This window comes from Parapedobacter sp. (genome assembly GCF_053550995.1).
Genome location: NZ_JBMQOC010000130.1, coordinates 1 through 14,554 on the forward strand (window position 1 = coordinate 1; position 14,554 = coordinate 14,554).

Below are 14,554 nucleotides of genomic sequence, written 5' to 3' on the forward strand. Positions count from 1 at the left end.
GGGATATCGATAGCGACCTCCTGCCCATTGTACCGTGCCTGGATGACGCTGCGGCCATCAACCACTTTATCCCCCAGCACGGTTAATTCCACATTGCCTCGGCCCCACGTGAAGTGCATGCCCACGGAAGGAACGGGTATTCCTGTCGTATCGTCCGGCGAATATACTGCTTGGTCGGTATCACGGAATAATTTCAGTTTCTCAGCTATTTTCTCCCTCCTTGACGGAAAGCCGTCGTCATGCGCCGGTCCCACCGTGGTCAATACGGCGATATCTGGTTGGATCATCCGTTGCAGCACGTCCATCTCGCCGGGTCGGCTTACCCCTGCCTCGATGATTGCCAACCCGTGGCTGGCATCCATCTGCCACAGGGACAATGCAACGCCAATCTGGGAGTTGTAGCTCTTGGGGCTGCGGGCTATGCGGTAGTCTGGGGTGAGTAATTGGGTTAACCATTCTTTCACGATGGTCTTTCCATTACTGCCGGTTATACCGATTACCGGATAGGCAAACCGTGCCCTATGGCTGGCCGCGAGTTCCTGAAGGGCCTGGAGGGTATCGGCTACCACCATAAAATTGGCCATAGCGAAATGGTCCATGCCCCCCCACCCATCCGAGACCACGAAGTTTCGAATGCCGGCGGCGTAGGCATCCCCGATATAATGATGGCCGTCCCTGCGATCGACCAAAGCAAAAAAAAGCCCTTGAGACACATCGGTCAATCGTCGGCTATCGTACAGTAGCGTAGCAATGGTCGCCTTCTCATCGGCAAGGCAAACGGATATGGTTTTCATCATTGTTGAAACCTGCCGGATGGTATAACGTTGGGTGTGCACTGCCATGCCACGAATTTCAACATTTTTTGGGTACTGCGGGAATTTTTTACCATTTTGGTGGTATGGATGATTTATCCGGCCAAAGCCAGAAAAAACTGACACCCCGGCAAGCCAAAGACAAGGCTGGGGTCTATTGTGCCTATCAGGAACGCTCGCAGCAGGAAGTGCGCGACAAGCTTTACCTCTGGGGCCTGCATCGCACGGATGTAGAGCAGATTATCGCCGAGCTCATTATGGATGGCTTTTTAAACGAAGAGCGGTTTGCGATGGCCTATGCTTCGGGCAAGTTCCGCATGAATGGCTGGGGAAAACATAAAATCAAGCAAGGACTTAAGCAAAAAGCCGTATCGGCACCTCTTATCCGGGCTGCGCTGGCCGGCTTAGACAACCAAGAATACCGGGATAAACTCCTCGGTTTGCTACAGGCAAAAGCCCGGTCGGAAAAGGAAAAACATCCCAATAAGCGGAAAAGCAAACTCGTGCGCTATGCTTTGGGCAAGGGGTACGAAAGCGAGTTGATCTTCGAGTTGTTGAATGACAACGACTTGTGATTTTTTCCAAAAATTATTTGACAGAAGTCGAAAACTCCACTATATTTGCATCCACAAACAGCAAGCGAAAGTAGCTCAGTTGGTAGAGCGCAACCTTGCCAAGGTTGAGGTCGCGAGTTCGAACCTCGTCTTTCGCTCCAAATGAAACCCTTCCTATCGATGATAGAAAGGGTTTTTTGTTAAACACCTAGCCGAAGGTTCCTCTCCAAAATCATCATATGCTATAATTAGCAACACAAGGACGCAAACTAACGAACGCGAAAATCAAATTATTCCGCCTAACCGCACCACTATTTAAAAATAAGTTCGTAGTATTGATGCCCAAATGAACTATTAAAAGACATCACATTACTTCAAAACATGAAAAATCCGAAAAACTGGTTAACTGTTACTTTCGCAGCCGTATTCTTGGCTGCATGTGGATCTGGACAAAAAAGCAGCGATGGACAGGATTCCACGGCGACCGTACCACCTGCTGAAAACGACGGGTGGGTATCGCTATTCGATGGAGAAACCACCAACGGTTGGCATACCTATTTGCGGGATACGGTAACCGCAGCATGGACGGCACAAAACGGGGAGCTTCGTTTCAATCCCGAACTACCGGCCGAACAACGCGGCGATATTGTAACGGACGGCGAATATGAAAACTACGAATTGGAGTTGGAATGGCAAATTTCATCTGGCGGCAATAGCGGCATCATCTTCAGCGTCCACGAAGCACCTGAATTCACCGCTACCTACCAAACAGGCATTGAGATGCAGGTATTGGATAACATCGACGGCGCTGATCGCCACGACGAAACACACCTTGCCGGAACGCTTTACGATTTGATTGGAAGCACCGAAGTGTCGAAGCCAAAGCCCGTAGGCGAATGGAACCTCGCTCGTATCCGCAAAAATAATGGTCAGATCACCTTATGGCTGAATGACGTACAGACTGCCGACGTGACCATTGGTACCCCCGAATGGGAGGCCTTACTCAACGACAGCAAATTCAAAGATTGGGAAGGCTTTGCTAAATTCCCTAAAGGCAAGATTGCACTGCAAGACCACGGCAACGTAGTGGCTTACCGCAACATCCGTATCAAAGAATTGTAGCCGCCAAGACCACAAAAAAATCCCCAGTTGTGATTCCACAACTGGGGATTTTTTCTTTTAGTCCGGATAATTATTCCAATCCTACGGTCCAACCTTTGGCCCAGTCAGGCACATCGATGCCTGAACCTGCACCCGTAGCGTTCGCGTCTTCAGTAAACACGGCACCCACGTCGGCAGCACTGCCGTCTGTCTTCTTACCTTTGGCTTTTGTACCCACATTAACGAACCGCACATCCGTAGCCTTCAACGAACCGTCGCCTACAAATGAAATACCTTCATCATGCTCCACGTCGAAACCGGTAGCCCAGTTGGCTAGCACCACATTTTCAAAGCTAGCTTTGGTACCTACCCGTAGCTTCATGGCTTGCGGTTCAGGGCTACCTGCATCACCGTTGCCAATCAATGTCAGGTTTTTTATGGTGGGATTCGAAACCGGTGTTGCGGTATGGTCGTTGCTGTTATTGTCCGCTTCGATACCGCGGTTACCGTTATTGGTACGGATGCCATACCAGTTTTCACCATTGCCAACCCAACCTTCTGTCCAGTCGAACAGGTCATCGCCGACTTCAGCGGCAAAGCTGGTAACGACCAAGTTCTTTACGTTCACCGAACCGCCGAACCATTCGAATCCGTCATCAGAGCCTTCGTGAACCTGCACGTTCTCGATAACGGTACCATTACCGACACCAAAAAGCGACAATCCGTTAAACTCCTTTTCGCTGTTATAAGCGAAGCCGGAATACTCGATGCGCAGGTATTTAACGGAGCCAGAGTTGTCATTCACGTTCGACCCACCGTAGTCTAGGTCACCCACTTCAGACTTTGCTGTCTCTCCCTTGTTAATGGGAGCAGCGCCACAAAGCACCAAACCACCCCAAGCACCGGGCGTATGCTTCGCGGAAGTGAATACAACGGGACTGCTCGCAGTACCCTGTACATCGATTTGAGCGCCACGCGAAATCCCGATATAGCGCACCTGCGAATGTTGATCCGCCGCAACCTCGGTGGCTTCAACCGTTACACCAGCTTTAATTACCAATTTAGCACCTTCTTTAACAACCAGCGCACCGGTAAGTTTATACGTCCCCGATTCAAGCACAACCTCACCCTCGGTAATTTCGCCTTTCAGGTCCTCGCGATCAACGACGAAGCCGTTGTCTGGATCGGTATCCGGATTCGGATCGTCTTTACTACAAGAAGTAACCGTTACTGTGCCGATAAGGGCAGCAACTCCCATCAACCATCTAAACGTCTTTTTCATTTCCATGTTCATTGTTTTTGTGTCTTCTGAATTTTGATACAAAGTTGTATGTTAGTAGTAACCTGCCTATTAATTATATGTGATGAAATTGTTAATCAACCTCGAAGCGAATTAGAACTCATAGTTCAGTCCCAAGGTGAAAAACCGGCCCTTTTTATAGGTAAAAACGGGCACATGACCACTTGCGTTCTCCTGTACCCTGCGATACGCTGGGTCGAGGATATTCCGCACTAGTACGTCGACCCCAATGCGTCTACTGATTTTGCTCCGCACGATAAAATCCAATGTCCCCACACCGCGGTCGACCAGATTTCCCTTTTGTTCGTTACCCAGTGCATAAATCTTATCGGAGAAGCGCGAATAGGCAACCGTTGCCGCCACGCTACCCTCGTTGTTCCAGCGCGTCGAGTATGTCAAGTCCGCATTCACCAAAAGGTCGGACGCCCCGGTAAAGCTCGAACGGGTATGTGTTGGCCGGATATCGAATGCCGTTTCAGCCCGTACTTTTTCAACATCAATCTTCTGGTCCGTGTTCATGTAAGCGACATTCAAACCTGCCGAAAATAGACTCCGGTCACGGTTCCAGCGAATGATGTCTTTCTTCAGTTCCAATTCAACACCAACCACCGTACCGACATCCCCGATATTGACATACGAAATATCATTAGCTGTTGCCGCTACGTTTATCTCATTAATCGGGTTCTGGATGTATTTGCCAAATGCGGCCAACGATACCACTTCAGACGAAGAAGGGAAAAATTCCCATTTCAGATCGAGGTTGTAGTTATCTGATGGATATACGTAGGGGTTGCCTTGCCGCGGCACGGTTCCGTCATCGTATACAAACGGTGCGCGCTCTTTGAACTGGGGCAGTGTATACGTCTTGCTCGCACCCAAACGGAGATTTTGGTTCTCGGTCAATTCGTACTTCAGGTTCAAATTGGGCAATAAAGGACTTCGGGTCAACGTATTGTTATTGCCCGGGTCCAATTGCGTAACCCATTCTACATATTGCTTAATATGCTCGTAGCGGACACCGATTACCGAGGTCAACCGTTCGTTCAAATCGTATTCGAGGCTCACGTAGCCCGCATGGATTTGCTGGTTTCCCCCGTAGGTCTGTGGCGATTCGCCGAAAAATGAAACGATATCAAAACGGCCGCTCTCGAAGCCTTCTTGATTATAGAAAGCATCTAAATTATTCGGGTCGACAATCGACGTCCGGTCGTTTATATTGAAATTAAACTGAATGGATTCGAAATCTCGCTTCTTGATCCGCCCTTGATACCCCACACGCAGTATGCCCTTCGGCGCGTCCGCTTGGCCGAGCTTATAACTTCCATTTAAGTTAACCGCATATTCATTTTCATCCAGCCGTTGATTGAAGCGGTTGTTATCGGTATCGGCGTTATTGGTATTTACATACCCTTCCCCATCAATGAGCCGTAGGGTATTCTGTACACGGTCGGGCATAGCATAACCAACGGTATTTGCCGAAATGCCCCAATCCACGGTAATCCGGTCGTTCAGCAGGTGTGTGCCTAAAAGTTGGTTAACAAACAGCTTATTCTGTGCGTAAGACCCTAACCGCCTTAAGCCGGTACCGCCCTCGGTAACATCCCGGAAGTATCCATCATAATTATCATTCCATTGGCTACTACTATTAACAAATAAGAAATTGTATGATAGCTTATGGTTGGAATTGATCAGATATCCCGCATTGAAAAGGCCGGTCGTATTGGTTTTATAACCGAATCGCTCCTGATCGGCCCATCGTATCCGTGCACCTTGGGCACTAACATCACGATTGATGCCCTCGCGGTATTCAAACCCATTTGCGAAGCTCGCTGTAGCAAATAAATTGAGCCGTCCTTCTTTGCCGACATTGAGTGATTTGCCACCCATTAGTCGCACATCAGCGGGGTACGGACTACGCGACACAGGATTAGCGCTGTTTTTGAAATTGAACCCGTTTAGGGGATTCTGGGGAATGACATATTCATCGAACCCCCATCTGCTGCCGCCCGGGAGTAGCAAGAAGTTATCCGCACGCGACATCGCATTGGAATTCAGTGTAGAGGATACCGAAATTTCGAACATACCATTTCCCGAATAGTTTTTGGAATAGATATCGATATTACCGCCGCCAAAATCACCGGACATTTTGCTGTTATAGAGTTTATCGACCGCCACAAATTCGATGATATCCGTGGAAAATAAATCCAGTGCAATATTCTTCAACTCGGGGTCGTTGGACGGCAAAGGCAGCCCGTTGAACGAAGTGGCAATGTAGCGATCGCCCAGCCCACGGATATATACCTGTGTGCCGCCCTCTTCTTTGGAAATACCCGACATCTTGGCCACAGCAGCCGCGGCATCGCTAACACCAACACGCGACAACTCCTGTGCACCGATACGCTGGATAACCAAACTGGCCTTCTTCTGCTCGGCCAAAAGCGCAATATCACTTCCCCTGCGTCGCGTCGTGGTAACCACCACCTCGTCCATCATTTCACCGGCTTCCTCTAAGGTGAATTCAAGGACTGTTTCGGTGCCGTCTTTAACCATGACGTCATCTACACGGATAGTGGCATAGCCGACGTAACTCACCTGTAATACATACTGGCCAGATGCGATGCCGGTGAGCGAAAAAGTACCGTTTCGATCCGAAATGGTGCCATGTGTTGTACCCACGATGCTCACCGAAGCACCGGCAATCGCTTCGCTGGTCGCAGCATCCTTAACCGACCCTTTGATAATTCCTTTCGGAACCTGTGCATTTGCGCCAAAAACCACCAGTAAAAAACTGATGAGCGGCAGAAACATTCTATTCATTTTATCTTGCATGGTTTGACTAAAATTCTGTTGCAATAATCCTAACTTAACATTACCTGTTTGTTAACCCTAGATGAATGTATATTTAGATTTTTGTTAAGATAATGTTATATATCTTATTATCAGACAATAACAACCAAAACCTCAACTAGATTCGACGGAAGTCACCCTTGGATCACCCTCCCCTATATCACAATAAAGTTGCAGGAACATACCACCCATTTGCACGGAATAACTTAGGTTTGCATGGGGCAGAAAATCCCGTTTTCAAATATGGCGCAACAAGACCTATTAAGATCAGTCGCTTCCTTGAGCGGCATCGCACACCGTTATCCAGGCGGCGAAACGCTGCAGTTTGCCGATCTGCATATCCCCAACGGCCAGCATACGCTCATCTTGGGTAACTCGGGTAGCGGCAAAACCACCCTATTGCATATCCTCAGTGGATTACTGAAGCCGCAAGCGGGATCGGTGCAGATCGACGGTCAGGAGTTATACGACCTATCCCCGCGGAAGCTGGATACCTATCGTGGACAGCGTATCGGGTTAATCTTCCAGGAAGCACACCTCGTAAAAAGCCTTACGGTTAAAGAAAACCTCCAAATCGCCCAAAGTTTTGCAGGGGCTCACGTAGATCACGGCCGTATAAGGGAGGTGCTCACGCTACTTGAGCTCGACCATAAAGCAAACGGTTATCCAAGCAAATTAAGCCGGGGCCAGATGCAACGGGCCGCTATCGCCCGGGCGGTCGTCAATCACCCCGCTATTTTGGTAGCTGATGAGCCAACGGCCTCACTCGATGACCGCAATACCGAGCGGGTGTTGGACCTACTCCTCACCCAAGCAACCCAACATGGCGCAACCCTGATCATCGCAACGCACGACAAGCGGGTGAAAACACGTTTTGAACATACCTACCAAGTGGGAGGTGCCGCATGAACATGTTACAAATCGCATGGAAAAACATCCGGCAAAGTCCGGCAACCTCGATTTTAGGCATTCTACTTACCGCTTTCGGCACAGGTATCCTCTGCGTGCTGCTACTTACCTCCCGCCAAATCGAGGACCAGCTCGAAAACAACAGCAGGGGCATCGACCTCGTTGTGGGTGCCAAAGGAAGCCCCATACAGCTTATTTTGAGCAGTATTTACCACATGGATAATCCTACGGGGAACATCAGCCTTGCCGAAGCACAGAAACTGGCCGCCAATCCCATGGTTAAACTGGCAGTCCCCCTTTCGCTGGGCGATAATTACCGGGGGCACCGGATTGTTGGAACGGATAGTACCTTTCTGGAGCTTTATGGATTGGAATTGGAAGACGGTAAACTGTGGCAGGCTGATTTCGAGGCGGTGATCGGCGCGGAGGTAGCGCGTAAACATGGCCTTAAAATCGGCGATGCGATCTACGGGGCGCATGGGTTGAGCGATGAAGCGCATACGCACGACGAGCATCCCTATATTGTCACGGGCATTTTAAAGCCAAGCCACCACGTTGTGGACCGGCTGATTATCGCCAACCTCGCCAGCGTATGGCGTATGCATGGGGATATCGGCGGACATGCGGAGGAACATGCGGACCCTGCACATGAACATGACCACGATTTGGCGGGCGTTGAAGAGCACGAACATCACCACGGCGAGCAGCATACGGATGGTGATCCGTCGGAAAACGGGCAAGCCGACGAACCCGAACTGGTAAAAAGTATAATGGGTGATATCGGGTCCGGAGAGCGCGAGATCACCAGCATGCTCATCCAATACAGCAATCCGGCAGCCATAGGGATGTTCCCACGACTGGTAAACCAGCATTCGTCGATGCAAGCCGCGTCACCGGCATTGGAAAGCGCGCGTCTCTTTTCGTTGTTGGGCATAGGTATCGACTCCCTCCAAGTACTGGCTTATGTAATTATGTTCATGGCAGCACTCAGCGTGTTCATCAGTTTATACAATGCACTTAAAAGCCGTAAATACGACCTCGCCGTCATGCGTACATTAGGCGCTTCACAAGCCAAACTCTTCGGTATAGTAATTGCAGAAGGAATATTGCTTACCTTTGTGGGCGCGCTGGCGGGCATTGTGATCGGCCATACCGCACTTTATCTTATCGGTGCCAGCACGGGTGAAACGGCCTCGTTCGTCGACGTGTTTCGCCTATTACCGCAGGAAGCGGTTCTTGTCGTTATCGGCGTTGCCATTGGCTTTGTAGCCGCGGTAATCCCGGCGATGAAAGCGTACCGGACATCGATATCACAAACGTTAGCAGGAAATTAGACACATACAATGAAGAAACTGATCATCATCGCATTCATGGCCATCGGTATATACGGTGCCCACGCACAACAAGACGAGCTTTTCGGGCAAGTCCCCGACCATACGCCCATGATGAACGACACTTGGGAAAAGATCAACACGCTGATGTATAAGGTAACCCACAAGGATAACCAGACCATATATACCCCCCACTTTCCTGATGAGTTGAAAGCCATCGATAAGAAAACGGTTACGCTGCCCGGTTATCTTGTGCCGATGAACGGTGGGCGCGACCATGAGACATTCATGCTTTCGGTATTGCCCATTATGCAGTGCATGTTCTGCGGGCAGGGCGAGGTCCCTCCCATGGTCGAGATTTTCATGAAAAAAGGGAAGAAAGTGCGGTTTACGGAAGAGCCCATCAAGATCAAGGGCACGGTACACCTGAATTCGAATACCCAAGAGGGTAACGCCGAAATCCAGATACTGGATGCAGAACTGATCTAGACCATTAGTTCCCCACGAAATCGATGTGGAGCAAATGCGCCTCCACACACGCCACCAACGCCGCCGTTTCGGTACGTAGCCGCATAGGGCCAAAGGTCGTTGGTATGAAGCCCCTGCGGATAGCGGCATCGATCTCTGCCGTGCTGAAGTCACCCTCGGGGCCGATAAGTACGGTTGCCGATTCTCCCGGTTTCAATAATTGGCTGAAGTATTTTTTATCGCCGTCCGCGCAATGCGCAATGAAGCGCTTCCCCGGCAGCTCCCGCTCCACGAACGCAGCAAAATCAATAGCCGGGTTCACCTGTGGCAGGTAGGCACGTTGCGATTGTTTCATCGCTGCAACAGCAACCTTATGCAAACGCTCCGCTTTCACCGTTGTCCGTTCCGAGTGGTCACAGATTATCGGGGTAATCTCGTCTACCCCAACCTCGGTAGCTTTCTCTAGAAACCATTCCATCCTATCCATGTTCTTGGTAGGCGCAATGGCAATGTGCAGATGATAGGGGTGGTTTCCTTCGCTGGCCCTAACCGCCACGATCTCAAGCACCGCCCGTTTGGGATGGGCATCGGCCATCACGGCCGTATATCGTCCACCCCTCCCATCTATTAATTGGACTTGCTGTCCGGCCGATAGGCGGAGGACACGCACGGCGTGCTTGCTTTCTTCCTCATTCAGGATAAAGGCCGTATGCTGCGGCTGTATGTCTGGCGTATAAAAAAGGTGCAAATCGCTGAACGTTACTCTTCATCCTCATCATCAGACAGGGCAATCAACTCCAGTTTCACAAACTCGATGTTCTGTTGCGTCTTTTTCATGATGATGAAATTATATCCGTGGAACTCGGTATGCTCCCCAACATCCGGTATCTTGTCGAACAAATCACTTACCAATCCTGAAATGGTATCGTAGTCGCTGCTCTCCGGCAATTCTGCCGGTAAAAATTCATTGACATCATGTACGTTGGCACTCGCATCCACCATGTATTCCGTATCGGATATTTTTTCGACAATAGGTGTTTCCTCATCGTATTCGTCTTGGATCTCCCCTACCAGTTCCTCTACGATATCCTCCAGGGTCACCATCCCCGCCGTACCGCCGAATTCATCCAACACGATGGCTATCTGTATACGTTTCTGTTGGAATTCAGCCATGAGATCATTGATCTTCTTGGTCTCCGGAATAAAATAAGGCTTACGGATAATGTTCCTAAGCACAAGTTCTTTCCCATTGGCCAGGATCGGCAAGATATCCTTAGTGTGTACGATGCCGATGATCTGATCGATATTGTCGTCGTAAATAGGGATCCGGGAGTACCCTTCGTTGGTGATGCGGTCAATGATATCCCGGCCCGAGCAGTTCATCTCGATGGCCGATATTTTGGTACGTGGTACCATGATGTTCTTAACGATGCGTTCGTTGAAATCAAAGACGTTCTTGATCAGCTCGTGTTCAACCATATCCAAGGCGCCGCTCTCCCGTCCTTGGTCGAGCAGGTATTGCAGCTCTTCGGACGAGTGGTGGGCTTCGCCAACGTTAACCTGGAACCCCATGAGCCGGAGCAGCATATTGGCAAAACCATTCAACACCCATATAATGGGGCGGAATAGCAGATAGAAAAACCGAAGGGGCAAGGCGATGCCCATCGTGGTGCCCACGGGTCGCTGGATCGCAATGGATTTAGGTGCCAGTTCACCGAATACAATGTGCAACACCGTAATGATACTAAACGCTAGCACATGGCCAAGATTCTTGGCCACGCCCCCCGTGAGTTCGACATTGAACAGTCCGAAAACCGACGTGACGATATCGGTCATCACAGCCTCCCCAATCCAACCGAGCGCGAGGGATGATATGGTGATTCCCAGTTGGGTAGCCGCCAAGTAGCCATCGAGGTGGCTCGTGATGTGTTTCGCTACAAGGGCCACTTGACTCCCTGTCTTAATCTTGATTTCGATCTGGGAAGCCCGGACTTTAACGATTGCAAATTCGGCCGCCACAAAAAAGCCGTTTGCAAAAACCAGAAAAAATGTCCAAAAAATTTCCCAGCCCATTAAGTCATCGTTAGGTTAGCAAATTCCTTCTGGTACAAATCGATGCTTTCTTGGATAACCTGATAGGCATACGAACGACCGAAGAGACGTTCTATGGTCACATTTTTCCGCTCCAACGCTTTATAATCCTGGAAAAAACGAACAATTTCCTTCATGGTGTGGGGCGGCAATTCGGATAGGTCGTTGATGTAGTTGACCGACATATCGTTCTTGGCAACGGCAATGATTTTATCGTCCTGCTCGCCATTGTCTATCATATGCATCACGCCGATTACCTTAGCCTCAATGATGCTCATCGGATAAACATCCACCGAGCAGAGCACCAAAATATCCAGCGGATCCTTATCGTCACAGTAAGTTTTCGGGATAAAACCATAATTGGCCGGATACATCACTGACGAAAACAGCACTCGATCTAACTTGATCAAGCCGCTTTCTTTATCTATTTCGTACTTAGCTTTTGATCCCTTGGGAATTTCGATAATAGCGTTGACCGACGACGGGACGTCATCGCCAGGGGACACTTCATGCCACGGGTGCGATATGCTCATGCTGGATAGCGATTAGGGTTATTGTTTCTTTGTTTCTACCTCTTTTTTATTGTGTTGCAGCTTCCTCCTGATCAACGCAATCAAAATTGGTGTAAATGAAATGGCGATAAATCCTACAATTATATACTCAATATAATGGGTGATCTGGGGAAATTGACGCCCCAAAAAAAAACCCGACAAGGTTAGTGTCAGTACCCAAACCGCACATCCCGAAAGGTTATACCATACAAATTTACGGAAATTAAGTTGTACAATACCTGCCAATATCGGTGCAAATGTACGTATTATCGGCACAAAACGACCGATAATCAACGCCGTCCCCCCATACTTATGGTAAAATTCTTCGGCCATTACCACATAACGCCGCTTAAAGATCCATGTGTCCTTCCGTTTAAAGAGCATGGGCCCCGTTCGCCAACCGAACCAATAACCGGTAAAATTGCCCAAAACGCCGGCACCGAAAAGCCCGAGGCACAGGGTCACGATATCCACATTCAACATGCCGGAGGCACAGAAAAGCCCCGCCAGGAACAACAGGTAATCGCCAGGAAGGAAAAAGCCAAAAAAAAGGCCGGTTTCAGCAAAAACGACAAATATGACAAGATAGAAACCTCCAGACATCAATAATGCTTCCGCATCAAGCAATTGTGAAAAAGAATCCCAGAACTCTTGCATAGCTATCTGTTACAAACTTACACAAATTGCCCTTACCGCCAAAACACTTTATGTCGCCTGGGGCTAACCTTGGGTTATTTCAAGAATGGCTTGTTTTATGGCTTCTGCGCTTTCGGCAAATGCCTCCTGGCTTAGCTTGAGCTTGGGTCGGTTGAAATCAATATCGCCCACGTGGTCAATGGGAATCAGGTGAATATGTGCGTGGGCAACTTCCAACCCAACCACCGCCACGCCAATGCGCTCACAGGGATACACACGCTTAATGCCCTGCGCCACAATCTTGGCAAAAATCCAGAGCCCCATGTACTCATCGTCGCCAATATCGAATAGGTAATCGGTTTCCCGTTTGGGAATAACCAATACATGACCCTTGGCCAGCGGGTTAATATCCAAGAAAGCGAGGTAATCATTACTCTCGGCGACTTTAAATGCGGGTATTTCGCCGTCGATGATTTTCGAGAAAATGGTAGGCATATTGAATGTGTGAAAATGAACAAATCGTCGTCATTGCAAATGTAAAAAAAAACGGCTGTTTGCAAAACAGCCGCTTCGGTATGGTGTCAGCATGTGCGGTTATGGCAAACCCGCACATAACCGTTACATTCCCTATCTGGAAATATCTAAGATTTCCAACTCTACCTGGCCCGCAGGCACGTCTATCTGTGCCTTATCGCCAATGGATTTTCCGAGCAGTCCCTGCGCGATGGGCGACTTGACCGAAATCTTACCGGCCTTCAGGTCGGCTTCGGTTTCAGAGACCAATTGGTAGGTCATCACACTTCCGTTCTTCACGTTCTTGAGCTTCACGATAGATAACGCCAACACCTTCGATGTGTCTAACGTAGACTCATCGATGATGCGCGCATTGGACAAGCTCTGCTCCAGCTTTGCAATTTTGGCTTCGTGCAATCCTTGGGCATCTTTCGCCGCATCATATTCGGCATTTTCAGACAAGTCTCCTTTATCGCGCGCTTCCGCGATGGCTTTGGCTATCTTTGCCCGGCCTTCCGTTTTTAGATACTGCAACTCTTCTTTGAGTTTCTCCAATCCCTCTTTGCTGTAATACGTTAATTCTGCCATAATTATGAATTAAAAATAAAGTCAAAAAAAGAAGCAAGACCATACCGTTCGTGGGTATGGCCTTGCTCGAATATCACGAAGATAGGCAATACTTTTTAATAAACAAAAAAAATCGAGGAATACTTGGGCACCTAGGTGGGATTATCCACAAACTTGTACCCCATGCCCCTCACCGTCTGCAAATAGGCGGGTTTGTCTGCATTGAGCTCAATTTTCTTGCGCAAGCGCACAATGTGCATATCGAGTGTCCGCGTATTCACATTGGAGCTGTATCCCCACACCACCTGCATCAGTTCATCGCGGCTGATAACGCGGCCGGCGTGCTGGAGGAAATAAAGTAAAATACGGTTTTCCAAGATGGTAAGCTCTATTTTCTTTCCGTCTCGAACCAGCGAATGGATGTTGGGATGGTGTTCGGTTTCACCAAAACTATACAGGTCGGCTCCTTGGCTGTTCACGAAATACTTGACTTTGTTTTCGATCATGGCAACCAGCACATCCATGCTAAACGGCTTGGTAATGTAATCCGACACCCCGAAGCTATAAGCATCGATCTTGTCTACATCTTGCGATTTGGCCGTCATCATGATGATGAGGTTGCTGAACCCGGCCTTCCGCAGATTAGCGCACACTTCTGCCCCCTGCTTGCCGGGCAGCATCCAGTCGAGCAACACGATGTCTGGCTTTTGTTCCAAGATCAATTGTTCGGCCTCATCGCCATTACCGGTTTGCACAATGGTATAGCTCTCCGACTCAAGCCGATGAGCTACCAGGAACCGTAAGTTTTCATCGTCTTCGACGATGGCTATTTTAATGTTTTTATGCATATCTTCTATACCCTTTCATTTAAAAC

Annotated in this window: 15 protein-coding genes and 1 tRNA gene; 6 read left to right on the forward strand and 10 right to left on the reverse strand. The window is 49.1% G+C overall.

Going from position 1 to position 14,554, the window contains the following annotated elements:
- Positions 1-797 (reverse strand): Mur ligase family protein (locus ACO1NT_RS17765; protein WP_449050085.1); only part of this gene is annotated, 797 nt, incomplete at its 3' end.
- Between the two features lie 101 nt (positions 798-898).
- On the opposite strand from ACO1NT_RS17765, the gene ACO1NT_RS17770 reads away from it, so the two are divergent.
- From ACO1NT_RS17770 to ACO1NT_RS17780, 3 genes are all read left to right on the forward strand, one after another.
- Positions 899-1,387: a regulatory protein RecX gene (locus tag ACO1NT_RS17770; RefSeq protein ID WP_449050086.1), complete on the forward strand. Its 489-nt coding sequence runs from the start codon at positions 899-901 to the stop codon at positions 1,385-1,387.
- A 64-nt stretch (positions 1,388-1,451) separates the two neighbouring features.
- Positions 1,452-1,527 (forward strand) — tRNA-Gly (locus tag ACO1NT_RS17775).
- 220 nt (positions 1,528-1,747) lie between these two features.
- Positions 1,748-2,488 carry a 3-keto-disaccharide hydrolase gene (locus ACO1NT_RS17780; protein WP_449050087.1) on the forward strand — a complete coding sequence of 247 codons (741 nt, stop codon included), beginning with the start codon at positions 1,748-1,750 and terminating at the stop codon, positions 2,486-2,488.
- A 70-nt stretch (positions 2,489-2,558) separates the two neighbouring features.
- On the opposite strand, the gene ACO1NT_RS17785 is transcribed toward ACO1NT_RS17780, so the two are convergent.
- Positions 2,559-3,749 (reverse strand): hypothetical protein, encoded by a 1,191-nt coding sequence (locus ACO1NT_RS17785; protein WP_449050088.1) that lies wholly within the window; start codon positions 3,747-3,749, stop codon positions 2,559-2,561.
- Between the two features lie 111 nt (positions 3,750-3,860).
- Complete coding sequence (locus ACO1NT_RS17790; RefSeq protein ID WP_449050089.1) at positions 3,861-6,584, reverse strand: TonB-dependent receptor domain-containing protein; 2,724 nt, start codon at positions 6,582-6,584, stop codon at positions 3,861-3,863.
- Positions 6,585-6,830: 246 nt separating this feature from the next.
- Between ACO1NT_RS17790 and ACO1NT_RS17795 the strand changes: the two genes are divergently transcribed.
- From ACO1NT_RS17795 to ACO1NT_RS17805, 3 genes are read left to right on the forward strand one after another with little or no spacing between them, the layout of a single operon-like run.
- Entirely contained in the window at positions 6,831-7,523 is a 693-nt protein-coding gene (locus ACO1NT_RS17795) for an ABC transporter ATP-binding protein (RefSeq protein ID WP_449050090.1), read from the forward strand.
- Complete coding sequence (locus tag ACO1NT_RS17800; RefSeq protein WP_449050091.1) at positions 7,520-8,857, forward strand: ABC transporter permease; 1,338 nt, start codon at positions 7,520-7,522, stop codon at positions 8,855-8,857. The genes ACO1NT_RS17795 and ACO1NT_RS17800 overlap by 4 nt, the downstream gene beginning before the upstream one ends.
- Positions 8,858-8,866: 9 nt before the next feature.
- The gene (locus tag ACO1NT_RS17805) at positions 8,867-9,343 is read left to right on the forward strand and encodes a hypothetical protein (protein WP_449050092.1); all 477 of its coding nucleotides are present in this window, start codon (positions 8,867-8,869) and stop codon (positions 9,341-9,343) included.
- Positions 9,344-9,347: 4 nt separating this feature from the next.
- Here ACO1NT_RS17805 and ACO1NT_RS17810 read toward each other — a convergent pair whose 3' ends face one another.
- The 7 genes from ACO1NT_RS17810 to ACO1NT_RS17840 all read right to left on the reverse strand — a co-directional run bounded on the left by ACO1NT_RS17810 (position 9,348) and on the right by ACO1NT_RS17840 (position 14,528).
- A complete protein-coding gene (locus tag ACO1NT_RS17810) occupies positions 9,348-10,070 on the reverse strand; it encodes a 16S rRNA (uracil(1498)-N(3))-methyltransferase (protein WP_449050093.1) in 723 nt (240 codons plus the stop codon).
- Between the two features lie 11 nt (positions 10,071-10,081).
- Positions 10,082-11,395: a hemolysin family protein gene (locus tag ACO1NT_RS17815; protein ID WP_449050094.1), complete on the reverse strand. Its 1,314-nt coding sequence runs from the start codon at positions 11,393-11,395 to the stop codon at positions 10,082-10,084.
- On the reverse strand, positions 11,395-11,946 hold the full coding sequence (locus tag ACO1NT_RS17820; RefSeq protein ID WP_449050095.1) for an inorganic diphosphatase: 552 nt from the start codon (positions 11,944-11,946) through the stop codon (positions 11,395-11,397). The genes ACO1NT_RS17815 and ACO1NT_RS17820 overlap by 1 nt, the downstream gene beginning before the upstream one ends.
- An 18-nt stretch (positions 11,947-11,964) precedes the next feature.
- The gene (locus tag ACO1NT_RS17825) at positions 11,965-12,621 is read right to left on the reverse strand and encodes a DedA family protein (protein ID WP_449050096.1); all 657 of its coding nucleotides are present in this window, start codon (positions 12,619-12,621) and stop codon (positions 11,965-11,967) included.
- A gap of 63 nt (positions 12,622-12,684) precedes the next feature.
- Positions 12,685-13,095, reverse strand: a complete 411-nt coding sequence (locus ACO1NT_RS17830; protein WP_449050097.1) for an HIT family protein — start codon at positions 13,093-13,095, stop codon at positions 12,685-12,687.
- Positions 13,096-13,227: 132 nt separating this feature from the next.
- Entirely contained in the window at positions 13,228-13,701 is a 474-nt protein-coding gene (gene greA, locus ACO1NT_RS17835; protein WP_449050098.1) for a transcription elongation factor GreA, read from the reverse strand.
- 131 nt (positions 13,702-13,832) lie between these two features.
- Entirely contained in the window at positions 13,833-14,528 is a 696-nt protein-coding gene (locus tag ACO1NT_RS17840; RefSeq protein ID WP_449050099.1) for a winged helix-turn-helix domain-containing protein, read from the reverse strand.
- Positions 14,529-14,554 lie beyond the last annotated feature (26 nt).

Bases quoted from the DNA above. Each gene is read 5' to 3' on its own strand.
- ACO1NT_RS17795 (WP_449050090.1), top strand. From the start codon at position 6,831: ATGGGGCAGAAAATCCCGTTTTCAAATATGGCGCAACAAGACCTATTA.
- ACO1NT_RS17830 (WP_449050097.1), bottom strand. From the start codon at position 13,095: ATGCCTACCATTTTCTCGAAAATCATCGACGGCGAAATACCCGCATTT.
- ACO1NT_RS17840 (WP_449050099.1), bottom strand. From the start codon at position 14,528: ATGCATAAAAACATTAAAATAGCCATCGTCGAAGACGATGAAAACTTA.
- ACO1NT_RS17800 (WP_449050091.1), top strand. From the start codon at position 7,520: ATGAACATGTTACAAATCGCATGGAAAAACATCCGGCAAAGTCCGGCA.
- ACO1NT_RS17820 (WP_449050095.1), bottom strand. From the start codon at position 11,946: ATGAGCATATCGCACCCGTGGCATGAAGTGTCCCCTGGCGATGACGTC.
- ACO1NT_RS17805 (WP_449050092.1), top strand. From the start codon at position 8,867: ATGAAGAAACTGATCATCATCGCATTCATGGCCATCGGTATATACGGT.
- ACO1NT_RS17815 (WP_449050094.1), bottom strand. From the start codon at position 11,395: ATGGGCTGGGAAATTTTTTGGACATTTTTTCTGGTTTTTGCAAACGGC.
- ACO1NT_RS17780 (WP_449050087.1), top strand. From the start codon at position 1,748: ATGAAAAATCCGAAAAACTGGTTAACTGTTACTTTCGCAGCCGTATTC.
- ACO1NT_RS17790 (WP_449050089.1), bottom strand. From the start codon at position 6,584: ATGAATAGAATGTTTCTGCCGCTCATCAGTTTTTTACTGGTGGTTTTT.
- greA (WP_449050098.1), bottom strand. From the start codon at position 13,701: ATGGCAGAATTAACGTATTACAGCAAAGAGGGATTGGAGAAACTCAAA.
- ACO1NT_RS17770 (WP_449050086.1), top strand. From the start codon at position 899: ATGGATGATTTATCCGGCCAAAGCCAGAAAAAACTGACACCCCGGCAA.
- ACO1NT_RS17825 (WP_449050096.1), bottom strand. From the start codon at position 12,621: ATGCAAGAGTTCTGGGATTCTTTTTCACAATTGCTTGATGCGGAAGCA.
- ACO1NT_RS17785 (WP_449050088.1), bottom strand. From the start codon at position 3,749: ATGAAAAAGACGTTTAGATGGTTGATGGGAGTTGCTGCCCTTATCGGC.